The sequence below is a fragment of the Embleya sp. NPDC020630 genome, from assembly GCF_044334985.1.
Taxonomy (GTDB): domain Bacteria; phylum Actinomycetota; class Actinomycetes; order Streptomycetales; family Streptomycetaceae; genus Embleya.
The window spans coordinates 1-17,266 of sequence record NZ_JBIRUB010000022.1; the positions used below are offsets into that span (position 1 = coordinate 1).

16 protein-coding genes are annotated in these 17,266 nt (G+C 71.9%); 3 read left to right on the top strand and 13 right to left on the bottom strand.

Translation table 11 applies throughout. The features are described 5' to 3' along the window. Positions 1-186: 186 nt before the first annotated feature. From folE to dacB, 6 genes are all read right to left on the bottom strand, one after another. Positions 187-795: a GTP cyclohydrolase I FolE gene (folE, locus tag ACH4XV_RS40615; protein WP_078976559.1), complete on the bottom strand. Its 609-nt coding sequence runs from the start codon at positions 793-795 to the stop codon at positions 187-189. Between the two features lie 2 nt (positions 796-797). Continuing rightward, on the bottom strand, positions 798-2,852 hold the full coding sequence (ftsH, locus tag ACH4XV_RS40620) for an ATP-dependent zinc metalloprotease FtsH (protein ID WP_395798323.1): 2,055 nt from the start codon (positions 2,850-2,852) through the stop codon (positions 798-800). A 307-nt stretch (positions 2,853-3,159) separates the two neighbouring features. Continuing rightward, positions 3,160-3,726, bottom strand: coding sequence for a hypoxanthine phosphoribosyltransferase (hpt, locus tag ACH4XV_RS40625; protein ID WP_078979398.1), 567 nt, complete (start codon positions 3,724-3,726; stop codon positions 3,160-3,162). A 46-nt stretch (positions 3,727-3,772) separates the two neighbouring features. Beyond that, positions 3,773-4,753, bottom strand: a complete 981-nt coding sequence (gene tilS, locus ACH4XV_RS40630) for a tRNA lysidine(34) synthetase TilS (protein ID WP_379999002.1) — start codon at positions 4,751-4,753, stop codon at positions 3,773-3,775. A 255-nt stretch (positions 4,754-5,008) separates the two neighbouring features. Further along, positions 5,009-6,172: a zinc-dependent metalloprotease gene (locus ACH4XV_RS40635; protein ID WP_395798325.1), complete on the bottom strand. Its 1,164-nt coding sequence runs from the start codon at positions 6,170-6,172 to the stop codon at positions 5,009-5,011. 113 nt (positions 6,173-6,285) lie between these two features. Then, positions 6,286-7,686, bottom strand: coding sequence for a D-alanyl-D-alanine carboxypeptidase/D-alanyl-D-alanine-endopeptidase (gene dacB, locus ACH4XV_RS40640; RefSeq protein WP_395798327.1), 1,401 nt, complete (start codon positions 7,684-7,686; stop codon positions 6,286-6,288). Positions 7,687-7,845: 159 nt separating this feature from the next. On the opposite strand from dacB, the gene ACH4XV_RS40645 reads away from it, so the two are divergent. Continuing rightward, the gene (locus ACH4XV_RS40645) at positions 7,846-8,337 is read left to right on the top strand and encodes an inorganic diphosphatase (protein WP_078976554.1); all 492 of its coding nucleotides are present in this window, start codon (positions 7,846-7,848) and stop codon (positions 8,335-8,337) included. A gap of 131 nt (positions 8,338-8,468) precedes the next feature. Here ACH4XV_RS40645 and ACH4XV_RS40650 read toward each other — a convergent pair whose 3' ends face one another. From ACH4XV_RS40650 to ACH4XV_RS40680, 7 genes are all read right to left on the bottom strand, one after another. Further along, on the bottom strand, positions 8,469-9,890 hold the full coding sequence (locus ACH4XV_RS40650; protein WP_395798329.1) for an NlpC/P60 family protein: 1,422 nt from the start codon (positions 9,888-9,890) through the stop codon (positions 8,469-8,471). Between the two features lie 212 nt (positions 9,891-10,102). Beyond that, positions 10,103-11,032, bottom strand: coding sequence for a hypothetical protein (locus ACH4XV_RS40655; RefSeq protein ID WP_395798331.1), 930 nt, complete (start codon positions 11,030-11,032; stop codon positions 10,103-10,105). Between the two features lie 54 nt (positions 11,033-11,086). Next, a complete protein-coding gene (locus ACH4XV_RS40660) occupies positions 11,087-11,806 on the bottom strand; it encodes a DedA family protein (protein WP_395798333.1) in 720 nt (239 codons plus the stop codon). Between the two features lie 138 nt (positions 11,807-11,944). Then, complete coding sequence (locus ACH4XV_RS40665) at positions 11,945-12,823, bottom strand: metal-dependent hydrolase (RefSeq protein WP_395798335.1); 879 nt, start codon at positions 12,821-12,823, stop codon at positions 11,945-11,947. An 88-nt stretch (positions 12,824-12,911) separates the two neighbouring features. Then, the gene (locus tag ACH4XV_RS40670) at positions 12,912-13,277 is read right to left on the bottom strand and encodes a hypothetical protein (RefSeq protein ID WP_395798337.1); all 366 of its coding nucleotides are present in this window, start codon (positions 13,275-13,277) and stop codon (positions 12,912-12,914) included. 375 nt (positions 13,278-13,652) lie between these two features. Beyond that, entirely contained in the window at positions 13,653-14,633 is a 981-nt protein-coding gene (locus ACH4XV_RS40675; RefSeq protein WP_395798339.1) for an LLM class flavin-dependent oxidoreductase, read from the bottom strand. A gap of 111 nt (positions 14,634-14,744) precedes the next feature. Next, a complete protein-coding gene (locus ACH4XV_RS40680; protein WP_395798341.1) occupies positions 14,745-15,161 on the bottom strand; it encodes a MarR family winged helix-turn-helix transcriptional regulator in 417 nt (138 codons plus the stop codon). Positions 15,162-15,270: 109 nt separating this feature from the next. Here ACH4XV_RS40680 and ACH4XV_RS40685 point away from each other — a divergent pair, with 109 nt between their 5' ends. Together ACH4XV_RS40685 and ACH4XV_RS40690 are read left to right on the top strand one after the other, a co-directional pair. Next, positions 15,271-16,281, top strand: a complete 1,011-nt coding sequence (locus ACH4XV_RS40685) for an SDR family NAD(P)-dependent oxidoreductase (RefSeq protein WP_395798342.1) — start codon at positions 15,271-15,273, stop codon at positions 16,279-16,281. Then, entirely contained in the window at positions 16,271-17,194 is a 924-nt protein-coding gene (locus ACH4XV_RS40690; RefSeq protein WP_395798344.1) for a TIGR03619 family F420-dependent LLM class oxidoreductase, read from the top strand. Before ACH4XV_RS40685 ends, ACH4XV_RS40690 begins: the two co-directional genes overlap by 11 nt. Positions 17,195-17,266 lie beyond the last annotated feature (72 nt).

Below are 17,266 nucleotides of genomic sequence, written 5' to 3' on the forward strand. Positions count from 1 at the left end.
CGCGCCCCACGGGGGGCGGGCCGCCCCCCGGGGGGGGGGGGGGGGGCCCCGGTGGGGGGGGGGGGTTGGTGGTTTTTTGGGTAAACTTTTTTGGGGGGCCCGGGCCCCCCCCCGCACACCCCCCGACTACTGCGTCGCGACTTGTTATCGGCACCCGTCGGCTCGCGACCGGGTGTCCTCGGGTCGCTACCGGCTCAGGATCAGGCTCATCGCCTCGGCGCGGGTGGCGGCGTTCAACAACTGGCCGCGTACGGCCGAGGTGAGCGTGCGCGCACCCGGCTTGCGTATGCCGCGCATGGTCATGCACAGGTGCTCGCACTCGACCACCACGATCACCCCGCGCGGGCGCAGGATGTTCACCAGAGCGTCGGCGATCTGCGTGGTGAGCCGCTCCTGCACCTGCGGCCGCTTGGCGTAGACGTCGACCAGGCGGGCCAGCTTGGACAGGCCGGTGATCTGGCCGTCCTCCGACGGGATGTAGCCCACGTGGGCGACGCCGTGGAAGGTGACCAGGTGGTGCTCGCAGGTGCTGTAGACCTCGATGTCCTTGACCAGGACCAGCTCGTCGTGGCCGAGGTCGAAGGTCGTGGTGAGCACGTCCTCCGGCTCCTGCCGGAGTCCCGCGAAGATCTCCCGGTACGACCTGGCCACCCGCGCCGGGGTGTCCTTGAGGCCCTCGCGGTCGGGGTTCTCCCCGACCGCGAGCAGCAGCTCCCGAACCGCGCGCTCGGCGCGATCCTGGTCGAACTCACCCACGGCGGGACGGCCGTCGAAGGTGACCGGGTCGATCGTCACGTTCAGTTCTCCGGAGAATCGGACGGCGGCTCGGGGTGCGCTACCGCCCCACCGGACCCCGTCGTGGTGCCCGTCGCAGAGGTCGCGCCGCCGTTGAGAATCCCATTGTCGCTGCCGCCGCCGGAGAGCGTGAGCTCGCGGGGCGTCATCACGGGGGGCCGGCTGGACGGCTGACGCCGACTGGAGCCGGTCCACGCCGGGCGGGCCGGACGCTTGGTGACCGGTGCGAAGATCTCGGCGACCTGGGCCTTGTCCAGGGTCTCCTTCTCCAACAGCTCCAGCACCAGGTTGTCCAGCACGTCGCGGTTCTCGACGAGGATCTCCCACGCTTCATTGTGGGCGGTCTCGATGAACCGCTTGACCTCTTCGTCGACGATAGCCGCGACCTCTTCGGAGTAGTCGCGCTGGTGACCCATTTCACGACCCAGGAAGGGCTCGGCACCGTCGTTGCCGAACTTGATCGCGCCCAGCCGCTCGGTCATGCCGTACTGGGTCACCATCGAGCGGGCCAGGCCGGTGGCCTTCTCGATGTCGTCCGAGGCGCCGGTGGTCGGGTCGTGGAAGACCAGTTCCTCCGCCGCGCGTCCGCCCAGCATGTAGGCGAGCTGGTCGAGCATCTCGTTGCGGGTCGTGGAGTACTTGTCCTCTTCCGGCAGGACCATGGTGTAGCCGAGCGCCCGACCCCGGGACAGGATGGTGATCTTGTGCACCGGGTCGGTGTTCGGCAGCGCGTGGGCCACCAGGGCGTGGCCGCCCTCGTGATACGCGGTGATCTTCTTTTCCTTGTCGCTCATGATCCGGGTGCGCTTCTGCGGCCCGGCCACGACGCGGTCGATCGCCTCGTCCATCGCCAACGCGTCGATCAGCTTGGCGTCGGAGCGGGCGGTGAGCAGCGCCGCCTCGTTGAGCACGTTGGCCAGGTCGGCACCCGTGAAGCCGGGGGTGCGCCGGGCGACGGCCTTGAGGTCGATGTCGTCGGTGACCGGCTTGCCCTTGGCGTGCACCTTGAGGATGTCCCAGCGGCCCTGCATGTCGGGGCGGTCGACCGCGATCTGCCGGTCGAAGCGGCCCGGGCGCAGCAGCGCGGGGTCCAGGATGTCGGGCCGGTTGGTCGCGGCGATCAGGATCACGCCGCCCTTGACGTCGAAGCCGTCCATCTCGACGAGCAGCTGGTTGAGCGTCTGCTCGCGTTCGTCGTGGCCGCCGCCCATGCCCGCGCCTCGGTGTCGACCGACCGCGTCGATCTCGTCGACGAAGACGATCGCCGGCGCGTTGGCCTTGGCCTGCTCGAAGAGGTCGCGCACCCGGGAGGCGCCGACACCGACGAACATCTCGACGAAGTCGGAACCGGAGATCGAGTAGAACGGCACGCCCGCCTCACCCGCGACCGCGCGGGCGAGCAGGGTCTTGCCGGTTCCGGGCGGGCCGTAGAGCAGCACACCCTTGGGGATCTTCGCGCCGACCGCCTGGAACTTGGCGGGCTCCTGGAGGAACTCCTTGATCTCGTGCAGTTCCTCGACCGCCTCGTCGGCACCCGCCACGTCGGCGAAGGTCGTCTTCGGCGTGTCCTTGGAGATCAGCTTGGCCTTGGACTTCCCGAAGTTCATCACTCGGGAGCCGCCGCCCTGCATCTGATTCATCAGGAACAGGAAGACCACGACGATGAGCACGAACGGCAGCAGGGAGAACAGGATGCTGACGATCGTGCTCTGCTTGCTGAGCTTGACCGTGTACGAGTCCTGGATCTTGCCCTGCTCGTACTTCGACTGGAGCAGGCGCTGGATCTCCACGCCCTGCTCGTCGATGTAGGAGGTCTTGATCTTGTTGTGCTTGTCGACCTTCACCCCGGGGATCAGGGTGAGCTCGAGTGACTGATCGTTGCCGCCGATGAGCTTGGCTGACTTGACCTGGTCGTTCTGGATCGCCTGGATCGCCTTGCCGGTGTCGACACCCTTGAAGCCGCTCGAAGAGGAGACGAGCTGCATCAGGAGGATCACAGCAATGACGGCCAGCGCGATCCACATGACCGGCCCGCGGAAATAGCGCTTGACGTCCATCGATGCGGGGCAGCAGACGCCCCGTCCCTCCTGCCGACTTTTGACCCGGGCGCCTCATGGCCCCCGGGTACGTTGCCTGTCCGGTATCGCCCGGCACGGTCGCCCGTGCTGATGGGATGTCGTTGCGTTAGACGGTACACCGGGCGTCCGCACGCCAACGCGCCGCGCGTTCACTCGCGATGCGCGCCTTCGTGGATCGACCCCCGACGCACCCTCCAACGAGGGGAAACGTTCCCCTTGTTCCCGGATGCTGCAACCGGATGTCGATCGCGCCGACCCGAAGGCGTGATCCGAGTGCCCGAGCGGGTCAGGTCGGCTTCGAACCGCCGTATACGTGCTCGGCCAGTGTGCCCACGAACGGCAGATTGCGGTAGCGCTCGGCGTAGTCGAGGCCGTAGCCGACCACGAACTCGTTGGGGATGTCGAAGCCCACGTACTTGACCGGGATGTCGACCTTGGCCGCCTCCGGCTTGCGGAAGAACGCGCACACCTCCAGCGAGGCGGGGCCACGCGAGGTGAGGTTGGCGAGCATCCACGACAGGGTCAGACCCGAGTCGATGATGTCCTCGACGACCAGGACGTGCCGACCGGCGATGTCCGCGTCGAGGTCCTTGAGGATGCGCACGACGCCGGAGGACTTGGTGCCGGAGCCGTAGGAGGACACCGCCATCCAGTCCATCTTGACCGGCGAGTGCACCGCCCGGGCGAGGTCGGCCATCACCATGACGGCGCCCTTGAGCACGCCCACGAGGAGCAGGTCCTGGCCCCGGTAGTCCTCGTCGATCCGTTCGGCGAGCTCGACGAGCTTCGCCTCGATCTCCTCCTGCGTGACGAGGACCCTTTCGAGGTCGGCGCCCATGTCCTTCTCGTCCACCACATGCCTTACTACGAAGTTGTCGACAGAGCCCCGCGAGCACCGGTCAGGATTGAGCCGGCCGGTGAAAGAGAAGCCTGCCACACCGTCTGCGTATCTCGACGCCCCCGGGCAGGTGGATGGGGCCCTGGCCGTGCCACGAGATGACCAGTTTCTCCACCGCCTCCACGTGGCGCGCGAACAACGCGCCGGACGGGCTGCCCGCGACGACCGCGGTGCGGCGCAGCACCCGGCGGCGCACCGCGGCGGGCAGTTCGGCCAGGCCGGCGACCTCCAGCTCGCCGTCGTCGTGAGTGACGTCGGCCTGGGCCCGGTCCGCCCACTGGTCCAGCGCCTCCGCGTCGTCGCGAAACAGCCGCGCGGTGCGGGCCAGCGCCTCGGACACGCCGGGGCCGAGCGCCTTCTCCAGGACCGGCAGCACCTCGTGCCGCACCCGCGCCCGGGTGTAGGCGGGGTCGGCGTTGTGCGGGTCCTCCCAGGGCAGCAGGTCCTGCGCGACGCAGGCCTGCCGGGTGATGTCGCGGCCCAGGTCGAGGAACGGGCGCTGGTAGTGGCCGGTCAGCGGCGGCATGCCCGCGAGGGATCGGGCGCCGGAGCCCCGGGCCAGCCCGAGCAGGACGGTCTCGGCCTGGTCCTCCAGGGTGTGTCCGAGCAGCACGAGCGCGGCGCCGTGGGTGCGGGCGGCGGTGTCCAGGGCGGTGTATCGGGCCAGGCGCGCGGCGCCCTCGGGACCGCCGCGGGTGCCGACCGTGACGCCGAGCGCCTCGACCGGTGTCAGGCCCAGCTCGCCCAGCCGGGCGACCAGGTCCACGGCGCGACGGGTCGAGCCCGCCTGTAGGCCGTGGTCGACGGTGATGGCACCGGCCCGCAGCCCCGCGCGCGGGGCCTCGAACGCGGTGGCCGCTGCGAGCGCCAACGAGTCCGCGCCACCACTGCACGCGACCAGGACGAGAGCACCCGGTTGCAGGTCGCGCAGGGTATTGCGGACGGCCAGCCTGGTGGCGGCCACGGCGGGATGGGGTCCCACGGCTCGACGACACCTCCTTGCACGTCCGGTTCGGCCGGTCAGCGGAGGTCGCGGCCTCCGCGAGATGTGCCGAAGAGAATTGGTTTGCCCACGCTACGTCACCCGAAGCGGCTCGGGCCGCAGACACCGCCGGATGTCGCCCGGATGAGGACGCGGGCGCGCCGGCGATCGGCCGGACGGCGCCCGGCGGGCCGCCCGGACGCGGTCCCGGCCGGCCGGGTTCGACCGCCGGGACCGTCCGGGCGGGCGCCCGGATCACTCCGCGTCGGTCGGTCCCTCGGCTCCCGCCTCGTCGGCCGTGCCCGCCCGGCCGTGCACCCGGTCCACCCAGGAGCCCGGGTCGGCCACCTCGGCCTTGGTGGGCAGGGTGTTCGGCGACGTCCACACCCGGTTGAAGCCCTCCATGCCGACCCGGCCGACGACCTCGCGCACGAACCGCTCGCCATCGCGGTACTGGCGCAGCTTCGCGTCCATCCCGAGCAGCTTGCGCAGTGCCAGGTCGAACCGTCCGGTGCCCTGCGCGCGGCGCTCGGCGAACTTCTCCCGGATCTCGGTGACGGTGGGGATGACCTGCGGTCCGACCCCGTCCATCACGAAGTCGGCGTGCCCCTCCAGGAGCGACATCACCGCGGTGATCCGGCCCAGGATCTCGCGCTGCTCGGGCGTCTGGACCAGTTCGACCAGCGAGGGGCCGTCACCCTCGCCCTCGCCGGTGCCCCCGGCGCGGCGCGCGCCGGCGAACGCGGAGACCGCCTCGCGCAGCCGGCCGAGCACGGCGGACGGATCCACCTCGGTCTGGCCGAGGAACCCGTGGATCTCCTGTTCCAGGTGGTCGCGCAGCCACGGTACGGCGGTGAACTGGGTGCGGTGGGTCTCCTCGTGCAGGCACACCCACAGCCGGAAGTCGTGCGGATCCACACCCAGTTCGCGCTCGACCTGGACGATGTTCGGGGCGACCAGGAGCAGTCGGCCGGGGCCGCGCCCGGTCGCGCCCGGGGTCTGCGGGGCGAAGGTCTCGTACTGGCCGAGCACGCGCGAGGACAGGAACGCGAGCAGGGTGCCCAGTTCCAGGCCGGTCACCTTGCCGCCGACCGCGCCCAGGGCGGCGCCGCCGGGCATCGTCTCGCGGCGCTCCTCCACCTTGTCCAGGAGCGGGCGCAGCACGTGCCGGAAGCCCTGCACGTTGGCGCGGGCCCAGCCGGGTCGGTCCACCACCAGGACCGGGGTGTCGTTGTCGCCGGCGTCGAGTCCGGTGAAGGCCCGTACGTGCTCCTCGGACGTCTTGGCGTGTGCGCGCAATTCCGCGACCACGGCCCGTGCCTCGTCCCGCCCGACGTCGGGGCCCGGCCGCACGAGCCGGTTCGCCGTCGCCACGGCCAGGTCCCAATCGATCATGTCCGCACCGTTGCCGCTCGTCATACGGCCACGTTACGTGCTCGAAGCGGCCCCGAAAGAGGATCGGGGGTCCGCGTTCGGATCGGGTTCCGGTTTTGCCGGCCGATGGACCGGCGTGCCGGCGGGACGGAGGCGGGTCAGCCGGCGGTGCCGCAGCCGCAGTCGGCCAGCGCCGCGGCCATCCGGTCGATCGCGGCGCGGGCCGGATCGGGGTCGCCGGTGAACCGGTCGGCCAGTATCGCGAACGCGAGGAGTCGGCCGTCCCGGTCGCGTACCAGGCCGGACAGCGTGCTGACCCCGGTCAGCGAACCGGTCTTGGCCCGGACCACGCCGGCCGCGTCGGCGGCGCCGCTTTTCGGCCCGTACCGGTCGGTCAGCGTGCCGGTGAAGCCCGCGATCGGCAGTCCGGTCAGCGCCCGGCGCAGTTCGGGGTGGGCGCCGGACGCGGCGGTCGAGAGGGCCTGGACGAGAGTCTGCGGGGTGAGCCGGTTCTCCTTGTCCAGGCCGCTGCCGTCCTTGAGGCTGGAGGCGCCGTAGGTCACCCCCAGGCCCTCCAGGACCTGCCGGGCCGCGGCGGTGCCGCCCTGGAAGCTCGCGGGCTGCCCCTTGGCGATCGCGACCTGCCGCAGCAGCGCCTCGGCCAGGTCGTTGTCGCTGACGGTGAGCATCTGCTCGACGATCGCGGACAGCGGCGGGGACTGTACGGAGGCGAGTTCGGGCGCGCCGCCGCCGGGCGCGGTGCCGGGGGTCGGCGCGCCGTCGACCGTGACGCCCGCGGTCTTGAGCATCGTGGCGAACTTCTTCGCCGCGTCGACGCCCGGGGACGGCACCCGGTTGCTCTCCTTGCCGACCACGGTCGGGTCCACCCGGCCCTCGTCGACCATCAGCGACACCACGGGGGCGATGTTCTCGTTGACGCCGATCGCGTGCAGCGCGGGGCCGGTGTAGAGCGAGGTGTCGTACTGGAGCTTGACCTGCGTGGTCCCGCTCGCCTTGAGCGCCGCCGCGGTCGCCGCCGCCAAGTCGAAGAGGCGGGCGGGCTGGTAGCCGTTGTACTGCCGGCCGTCGAGCGCGGTCAGTGTGGGATCCCCGCCGCCGACCAGGACGATCGTGCCGGGCGTGGGACCGGGCACCACGCGGGTGGCGATCCGGTGGTCGGGGCCGGGCGCGGTGAGCGCGGCCACCGCCGTGGTGATCTTGGTGGTGGACGCGGGCGTCGCCGCGCGGTCCTGGTTGGCGCCGTACAACAGGCGTCCGGTCAGCGCGTCGACGACGGCGACCGCGGGCGGCGCGCCGAGCGCGGTCGTGCGGCCCAGCGGTTCGAGCACGGCCCGGATGCCGGCCTCGGTCGGGGTCGCTCCGGCCGGGTCCCCGGACACCGGCACGAGCACGGGCGGCGCGGCCGTCGCGGCGACCCGACGGGTGCCGTCGTCGGCCCGGGCGCTCAGGCGCTCGCCCTTCCACGATCCGTGGACGAGGGTCACGAGCACGGCCAGCAGCACGGCCGCCAACGCCGCGGCGATCGCTTTGCTCCTCATGCCGGGCACGCGAGACCATCCCCTTCCGCCGGACCACCGGCCATGCGAGACACTGAGTGCAGATCAGGTTCTGTCCGGGACCTGTGCCGGGTTCGGCCTCGCGGACAGAACGACCCTAACGGTCCCGGCAACGGTCCCGGCGCAGCACATGGAGGAGCCTTGGAGTTCGACGTCACCATCGAGATCCCCCGGGGATCGCGCAACAAGTACGAGGTGGACCACGAGACCGGTCGCATCCGGCTCGACCGCATGCTGTTCACCTCGACGCGCTACCCGGCGGACTACGGCTTCATCGAGGACACCCTCGGTGAGGACGGTGACCCGCTGGACGCGCTGGTGCTGCTGGACGAGCCGACCTTCCCGGGCGTCCAGGTGCGCTGCCGCGCCATCGGCATGTTCCGGATGACGGACGAGGCCGGCGGCGACGACAAGGTCCTGTGCGTTCCGGCGACGGACCCGCGCGTGGAGCACCTGCGTGACATCCACCACGTCTCGGAGTTCGACCGCCTGGAGATCCAGCACTTCTTCGAGGTCTACAAGGACCTGGAGCCGGGCAAGTCGGTCGAGGGCGCGAACTGGGTCGGCCGCGACGACGCCGAGGCCGAGGTCGAGGCCTCGCGCAAGCGGCTCACCGAGCAGGGTCACCACTGACCCGGTAGCCCGATCCGGACGAACGCCGATCGGCGGCAGCCACCCCTCGGGGTGCTGCCGCCGATCGGCGTCCGTGCTTGTGGCGCCCGTGTATCGCGCCCGTGTTTCGTGCGGGTGGTCCGCGCGTGTGGTCAGGACGGGCGGGCGTAGTAGTCCGGGGTGCCCATGTAGAACAGGTTGCTGATCTTGACCACGTCGCCGGTGCGCGGCGCGTGGATCATCTTGCCGCCGCCCAGGTACATCGCGACGTGGTGGATGTCGGAGGCGCTCTTGGTCTCGGTCCAGAAGACCAGGTCGCCCGGGCGCAGGTTCTTGTACGACACGGGCGTGCTCTCGAAGTATTGGGTGGCGGCGAAGTGGGCCAACTTCACGCCCGCCCGGCGCCAGGCCTGCATGACCAGGCCGGAGCAGTCGAAGCCGCTCGGGCCCTCGCCGCCCCAGACGTAGGGCTTGCCGAGTTGGGCCTTCGCGTAGGCGACCGCGGCGGTCGCGCCGGCGGGGTCGGGCGCGGCCTTGTCGCCGGAGTGGTCGGGCTTGCTCGCGGCCACGGGGTCGACCCGCTTGGCGGGCTTGTCGGCGGGCTTGGCGGGCTTGGCGGGCTTCGTGGCCGGCTCGGCCGGCTTGTCGGCGGTGCTCGGCTTCACGGGACGGGCCGCCTCCTGCTCGCGGGCCGCGTCGGCCAGGCGTGCCTGCTCCGCCCGGCGGTCGGCCTCCTCCTTGTCCTGGCGCGCCTGTTCGCGGGCCGCGTCGGCCTCGGCCCGGGCCCGGGCCTCCTCCTCGGCGCGTCGTTGCGCCTCGGCGGCCCGACCGTCGCGGCGCTGCGTCTCCAGGTCGATCGAGGTCTGCTTCAGCGTGGCCAACTCGGCCAGCAGCGTGGTGCGTCGGGCGGTGATCTCGTGGACCCGGCCCTGCTGAGCGGCGAGTTCGGCCTCGACCCGGTCCTTGGCCGAACGCACCGCCTCGGTCGCCCGGCCGGCCGCCTCCGCGCTGTGTTCGGCGTCGGTCTTGGCGACCGCGGCGTCGTGCACGGCGGCGGTGCCGCGCCGGAGCGTGTCGTCGCTGTCCTGGGAGATCCGCCGCAGGCTCTCCATCCGGGAGGCCAGGTCGCCGGGCGAATCGGCGCCGAGCATCGCCCGGAAGACGCCGAGCCCCGCGCCGCCGCCCATCCGGTAGGTCTGCGCGGCCAGTCGGCCGAGTTCGTCCCGGGCCCGGGACAGGCGGGCGTCGGCGGTGCGCAGGTACACGTCGGCGGCGGCGGCCCGGTCCTGGGCCTGCTGCCGCAGCACCACGGCGCCGTTGTACTCCTCGACGGCGGCGTCGGCGCGGATGTCGAGCCGGGCCAGGTCGCTCGCCTCGCGATCGAGTTCGGCCTCGATCCGGCCGATGTCGTCGACCTTGCCGGTGACCGCGTCGTGGGCCCGGCGGACCTGGTCGGCACCGGGGTAGCCGGCGCCGCCGGGATCGTCGGCGAGCGCTCCGGGCGTGAGCGTGAGGACGAGGACGGCGGCGAGTCCGACAGGGACTGCGGTGCGGATGAACGATCGGCGAGGCATGCGGTCTCCCTCCAAGCGGCGGGCACCGAGGGGAACCGGAGATTCCGATTCCGGGCAGGTCTCCTCACGCTAGCCACCCGTAGTCACAGCCGCACCATAAGCGACATATTTCCCGCTAATGGGCTTATTGCCCAGGAATCGACTCGAACACCGGTACGCACTCGCGTCACATCCGTGGCCGATCGGCCGGCCGATCGGCCACGCACGTCGGGTCAGCCGACCGACTCCAGCGTCCACGCGCAGACCGTCCCCGACTCCGCGTCGGCGGTCAGCCAGATGCCGTCGGAGCGCACCACGAGCCATTCGCGCGGCGCGTCCTCGGGGTACTCGATCTCCGCGACGGCACGCAGGTCCGGCACCGAGAACAGCACGTGCCGCTCACCCGAGGAGGCCGCGAGCACGAGGTCGCGACGCAGGAAGCCGGCGTAGATGTCGAAGACCTCGTCCGGGTCGGGGAAGACCTGCTCGCTCGGTCGGGCCGCTATCACCGCGCCGTCCGGGAAGCGCACCAGGGACAGCGGACCGGCCTCGATCGGCGTGGTCAGCATCATCAGCCCCGACGCGTGGATGTCGGTGAGCACCCGGCTCTCCCCCGGCGGCACCTCGGCTACCTCCTCCGAACCGGCCGAGGCGAGGACGAAGATCCGGTACGCGTCGTCGGCGTGCGACGCGGCCAGGCCCAGATGTACGCCGTCGGGGTGCGGGATCAACTCGGAGCCGATGGTGGCGGGGGCCACCGGCCGGATCACGCGCGGCGCGCCGTCCGCGGCGTCGAGCAGCACGCACCGGTCGCCCTCGGCGGTGCGGACCACCGCCCAGATCCCGGCCGCGGTGACCGCGCTCGACCCGGCCTCCTCGGCCTGCCAGGGCACGTGCGGGTGGGACCACGCCTCGGTGCCGTCGGCGTCGAGCACGACGACTCGATCGGGTGTCGAGGCGACGAAGCGGGCCAGGTCGGGGGTGACCGAGTGGCCCCCCTTCCAGTCCCCGGGCAGCCGGATCTCGCGGACCGCCGCCAACGAGTCGTCGAGCACGACGAGGGAACCGTCCACGCCGTGGGCGAGCCAGGCCGCCGCCCCCGGGATGCGGTCGAGACTCCACAGGGACGGCAGGGTCGCCCGGGCCAGAAGTTGAGCACGCATGGCGTGCACTCTATTGGCGGCCGACACCCGTATGGCCCAGTGGCGACAACCGTCCTACGCGTCCCGCCGGTCGTCGCCCGCCCGGTGCCGGCCCCGGCCGGCGGCCGGCTCCACCGGATCGGCCGACGCGGTCGGCTCGGCCGCGGCCCGCGTACGCGACGTCGAGCGGGCGCGCAGGAGTTCGATCGCCACCGGGATCACCGAGATCAGCACGATGGCGATCAGGATCAGCTCGATGTTCTCGCGAACGAAGTCGACCTGGCCCAGCGAGTAGCCGAGCACGGTGACCCCGCACGCCCACAGGAAGCCGCCGACGATGTTGTAGACGACGAAGGTGCGGTACTTCATCCGGGCCACACCCGCGACGATCGGGGTGAAGGTGCGCACGATCGGGACGAACCGGGCCAGCACGATCGAGCGCGGGCCGTACCTGTCGAAGAACTCGTGCGCCTTCTCCACGTTCTCCCGCTTGAAGAAGCGCGAGTTCGGCCGGCTGAACAGCGACGGCCCCACCTTGCGGCCGAACAGGAAGCCGACCTGGTCGCCGACCACCGCCGCGGTCCACAGGAGCAGGCACACCAGCCACAGCGGCTGCGAGAACTTGCCGTCGGAGACCAGCAGGCCGGTGGTGAACAGCAGCGAATCGCCCGGGAGGAAGAAGCCGATCAGCAGGCCCGACTCGGCGAAGACGATCACCAGGATGCCGATCAGGCCGAACGTGGAGATCAGCTTGTCGGGGTCCAGGAACGAGGGACCCAGGGCGATGGTTTGCACGGCGCGTGCCTCCCGGAGCGGGCGATGGCGGACAGCGGAAGCCCCCCGACCAGGTCATGGTTAGGCAAAGAGATTTCCTTCCGAAGGTAACGTCCGCACCGGGGGACCGGTTCCCGGGGGCCCGCGTCGAACCGCGACTCAGACCCGCTCGGGCCGGGTCAACGCCACCAGCGCGCCGTCCTCCTCCAGGGTCAACTCGACTGCCAACGAGCGCAGTTCGCCGAGTCGGGCCAGGTGCGAGCCGCCGCACGGGACGTGCGCGTCGCCGTCGGGCAGCCCGCAGTGCCACACCCGACGCGCGGTCAGCGCCGGAGCGGGCACCTCGATCCGGACCACGGCGTCGGTCTTCAGCCACTCGCCGAGCAGCGCCTCCACCTCGTCGCGGATCCCGGGCAGGTCCTCGGCCAGCGTGTCCGCGGTGAAGCCCTTCTTCCGCAGCGACTTGCCGATCCGGTAGTCGTCCCGGCTGCCCGCCTCGGTCAGCCGGGACCGGGTGATCGCGAGGTTGTCGAAGTCCGGACGGCCGAGGCTGTCGGTGCGCACCTCCTTGCGCCAGCGCGGCGCGAGCACCGCGTTCAGCGCGAACGCCAGCAGGTGGCACGCGGTGTGCGCGGCGCTCAGCGCGGCCCGACGCTCGGCGTCGACCACGAGTTCGGCCGCGGCGCCGACCAGGTCGGCCGGGTCGCCCGGGGCCGGGTCCACCACGTGCAGCGCCAACCAGGCCCAGTCCTCGTCGCCGCGCCGCACCGGGATCTCCTCGCCGACCGCGAACGTCCCGTCCGGGCCGACCCCGCCGGTCAGGCAGTCCAGCACCGGCAGTTCCGCGCCCGCCACCCGGATCACCCCCGTGTCCGCGGGCTGGTCCGGCCAGGTGTGGTCGAGCGGATGGAACGGCGTACGCCCGACCACCAGGGCCGTGCGCCCGTCCGGCAGCACGGGCGCCGCCAGGATCGGCGCCTCGCCGGTGGTGGCACCGGCCGGGAAGGTCACCTCGGTGGAAGTCGTGGGGAGGGCCATGCGCGTCCTAACCTCGATTCGATCCGGTCGCCATCGTGCGGGAGCGGCGATGGCGCCAAGCGGTCCATTCGATCATGGACAATCCTCCTCACACGGAAATCACGAGCAGGGACGGGCTGTGCAGGACCAGGGCTGGATCTCGACCACCGCTCGGCTGGCGGGCGACGCAGAGGCCGGGCCCCACGGCGTCGGCTGGATGCTCGTCGCGTTCATCTTCACCTTCGCGGTGACCAGGCTGATCACTCGGCTGATCCGGGCGGGCAAGGGCCCGTTCCGGAACATGGTGGTGGGCAAGGTGCACGTGCACCACCAGGTCTACGGGATCTTCCTGATGCTGATCGCGGGCGCGCTCGAATTCTCCTACGAACCGGGCGGCGCACTGCGGCAGGTACTCGCCGGGTTGTTCGGGATGGGCGCCGCACTCACCCTGGACGAGTTCGCGCTGCTCGTACACCTGGACGACGTGTACTGGGCCGCGGACGGGCGCAAGTCGGTGGACGCCGTACTGATCACCGCCGCCATGGGCGTGCTGCTGTTCGTCGGGGCCAACCCGCTCGGCCTGGGCGACGGCGACAGCAAACCGGTGGCCGCGGTGATCGTGGTGTTCAACCTGGCATTCGCGCTGTGCGCGCTGGCCAAGGGGAAGGTGGCCACCGGGCTGATCGGCGTGTTCGTCCCGTTCGTGGCGATGGTGTCGGCGATACGGATCGCCAAGCCCGAGTCGCCGTGGGCGCGTTGGCGCTACAAGGAGGGCCCGGGGCGGACCTCGCCGCACGCGGACACCAAGCTGGCCCGCTCGCTGCGCCGGTTCCCGCCCGACCGGCGCTCGCTACAGGTTCGGCAGTACCTCGTTCTCGAACAGGCGCAGGCTCTCCCAGGCCAGCTCCGGCGGGATGCCGCCCATCATCGGGTGCAGGATCGCGAACGCCGCGTCGCCCTGGGCCTTCAGCTCGGCCACCAGGGTCTCCGGAGTGATCACCCGGTACTGCCCGCCCGCCCGCAGCGCGTCGGCGTCGGTGACGCTCGCGTAGCCGCCAACCCCGGCGGTGCCCGCCCTGGCCATCGTCTCGCCGTAGGCGTTGACCTCGTGCAGCGCGTGCGGCGCGATCCGGTCCCAGTCCCGGTCGGGGTCGTTCGAGAGGTGGAAGAAGCCGGTGTCGCCGCCGAAGTACGGGCCCGGGTCCTCCTCGCCGAGGCTGACCTTCTCGTCCCGGTAGAACTCCCAGATGTCCGGGTTGGACGGCATGAACCCGTCGGCGATCCGCGCGGCCCGGCGGGCGGCGGCCTCGACACTGCCGCCGAGGATGATCGGCGGACCGCCCTTCTGGAACGGCGCGGGGGTCACCCGCACGGTCCGGCCGCGGAACTCGAACTCCTCCCCCGTCCACGCCTTGCGCAACGTCTCGACGGTCTCCACGGTGCGCCCCACCCGCTCGCGCATCGGCACGTCGTACATCGCGAACTCGGTGTCCACGTAGCCGTTGGTGAGAACCACGTTCACCCGGCCCTGGCTGAGCAGGTCGAGCACCGCCAACTCCTCGGCCAGGTGCAGCGGGTCGTGCAGCGGCGCGGGGATCGCGGCGATGGTGACGCCCATGTTCCGGCTGCGCGCGGTGATCGCGGCGGCGAACTGGAGCGGGGCGGGCAGGTATCCGTCGGCGAAGCCGTGGTGCTCGGACAGCGTGACCATGAAGAATCCGCGCTCGTCGGCCCACTCGACCATGTCGAGTGCCGCGGCGTAGCGCTCCCCCATGGTCGTCCCGGCGAAGGCCGGATTCCGGAAGTCGAAACGCAGCGCGAACACAGCCATGCCGTACTCCTGTCCCCGGCGCCACCGGGGTGGGCGACACCGCACTGTCTGATGGCGCGTCAGATTAGTGGCCGGGGTCGAGGAGAACCAGGGTCGGCGCCCGGTCGCCGTTCAGTCGTCGTTCAGGGCCCGGGCGAGCAGGACCCGCAGGGCCCGTCGGTCGGCGGCCGGCAGCCCGGACAGCGGCGGGTCCACGGCGAGGCCGGAGAACAGGCGGGCGCGCAGTTCGGCGCCTTCCGGGGTGAGCGCGATCAGCTTCGCCCGGCGGTCCTTCGGGTGCGGCCGGCGCTCGACCAGGCCGCGCTCGACCAGCCGGTCGACCACGAACGTCACGTTCGGCGGCTCGCAGCACATCCGGCGGCCCAGCTCGCGCATGCCCAGCGGTTCGGCGAGTTCGTGCACCGCGTTGGCCTGGGACGCGGTCAGCCCGATCGCTCCCGCGCAGGCCGCGAAGTGCGCGTCGAGGCGGGCGGTGGCCGCGTAGAGCAGCGCGGTCAGTCCGGGCGGCTCGCCCTCCGGCGTGGTCATGGCCACACTCTAGCCGAACTTCGTTACAACTCGAATGATTCGAGGTGTAACGTCTGCCGCGAGCTGACAGATCGTCAGTCCCCTTGGTCGCCCTTGGAGGAGCCCGCCCATGCCCGCGATCCTGGCCGGCCGGATGGCCCTGGTCACCGGTGGCAGCGGCGGCATCGGCGCCGCCTGCGCGGCCCGCCTGCTGGCGGACGGCTGCTCGGTGACGCTCGCCGCCCGCGGGGCCGACGCGCTCGCCGCCACCGCCGAACGGCTGCGCGCGGCGGCGCCGGCCGGTACCGAGGTGCGGCACGTCGCGGTCGACGCCAGCACCACCGACGGCGTCCGCGAGGCGGTCCGCGCGGCAGGTCCCGCGCTCGCGGTGTGCGTGGCCACGGTGGGCGGCGGGAGCACCGCGCCGATCCTGGCCATGGACGACGACGCGTTCCTGGCCGACCTGCACCGCAACACGCACAGCGCGTTCCTGGCGATCAAGTACGCGGCGCCGGTGATCGCCGCGCGCGGTGGGGGCGCGATCGTCTGCGTGTCCTCCACCGCGGCCCGGCTGACCATGCCGTTCCTGAGCGGCTACGCGGCCGGGAAGGCGGGCCTGGAGGCCCTGGTCCGGGCCGCCGCCGACGAGTTGGGCGCGGCCGGCGTCCGGGTCAACGCGGTCCGCCCCGGGCTGGTGCGCTCGCGCGAGGACGCGCGGATCTTCGCGGACGAGGAGATGATCGGCCGCTTCCTGGCCAACAAGCCGCTGGGCCGCACCGGGTTGCCCGAGGACATCGCCGAGGCGGTCCGCCACCTCGCCGGCCCCGAGTCGTCCTGGACCACCGGGCAGAGCCTGGCCGTGGACGGCGGCAACGAGCTGCGCCGCGCGCCCTCCTTCGAGAAGTACGCCCGCGCCGCGCTCGGCGACGCGGTGATCGACGCGGCGCTCGCGGGCCGCGACCCGTACGCCCCGCCGACACCGGCACCCGTACCGACCCGACCGACGCACCCGCCGCGGCCGGTCCGACCGCCCCGCCCGATCACGGAACCCGGTCCCGGCCCGGGTCCCGGTCCGGGCCTTGGTGGCCCGCTCGCCCCCGACCCCGACCCCGATTCGACGGAGCATCCGGATGAGCACTGACGTGCAACTTTCCATCGGCCTGCCCAACTTCGGCAGCTGGCCGGCCGGCGACTGGCGCGGTTTCACCGACGTCGGTCGCGCGGCCGACGACGCGGGGATCGACCGCATCGTGCTGGTGGACCACGTGGTGATGGGCCCGAACACGCAGAACTACTCCTGGGGCCGCTTCCCCACCCCGCCCGAGGCGGACTGGCCCGAACCGCTCACCCTGCTCGCCGCGATCGCCGCCGTCACCTCGCGGGTCCGCCTCGCCACCGGCATCCTCGTCGCCCCGCTGCGCGGCGCCACCCTGCTCGCCAAGACCGCCGCGACGCTGGACCAACTCTCCGGCGGGCGGTTGGAGCTGGGCGTGGCCACGGGATGGCAGCGCGAGGAGTACGACGCCGCCGGGATCGATTGGGACAACCGCGGCCGACTGCTCACCGACACGCTCGCGGCCTGCAAGGAGCTGTGGACGAACCTGCCCGCGTCGTTCGTGTCCGAGACGGTGAACTTCACCGACGCCTACTGTGCGCCGCGGCCGGTCCAGCCCGGGGGCGTGCCGCTGTGGATCGGCGGCACGTTGAACACCCGCAACCTGGCGCGGATCGTGCGCAGCGGCGACGGCTGGATTCCGATCATGGGCCTGTCCACCGCCGACATGGCCCGGGACGTGGCACGGATCCGGACCGCCCTCGCCGACGCCGGCCGCGACCCTGGCGCACTGCGGGTACAGGGCCCGCTGCCGCTGGTCAAGGACGACGCGGGCCGATTCGACCTGACCCGCACGATGGCCGGCGCGGCCGAGGTGATCGCCGCCGGGGCCACCGCCGTGCATCTGCCGATCCAGGTGTTCTGCGCCGGGCCCGATGCCGCGCCCGCCTTTTTCGCCGAGGCCAGGAAGGCGTTCGACAAGGTGGTATCGGGCGGGTGACCGAGCCCGAGTCGGGCTTGTCACCTGCGGCTTTACCCCTACTTGGTTAAAGTTTCAGGTTTGCGGAACGTC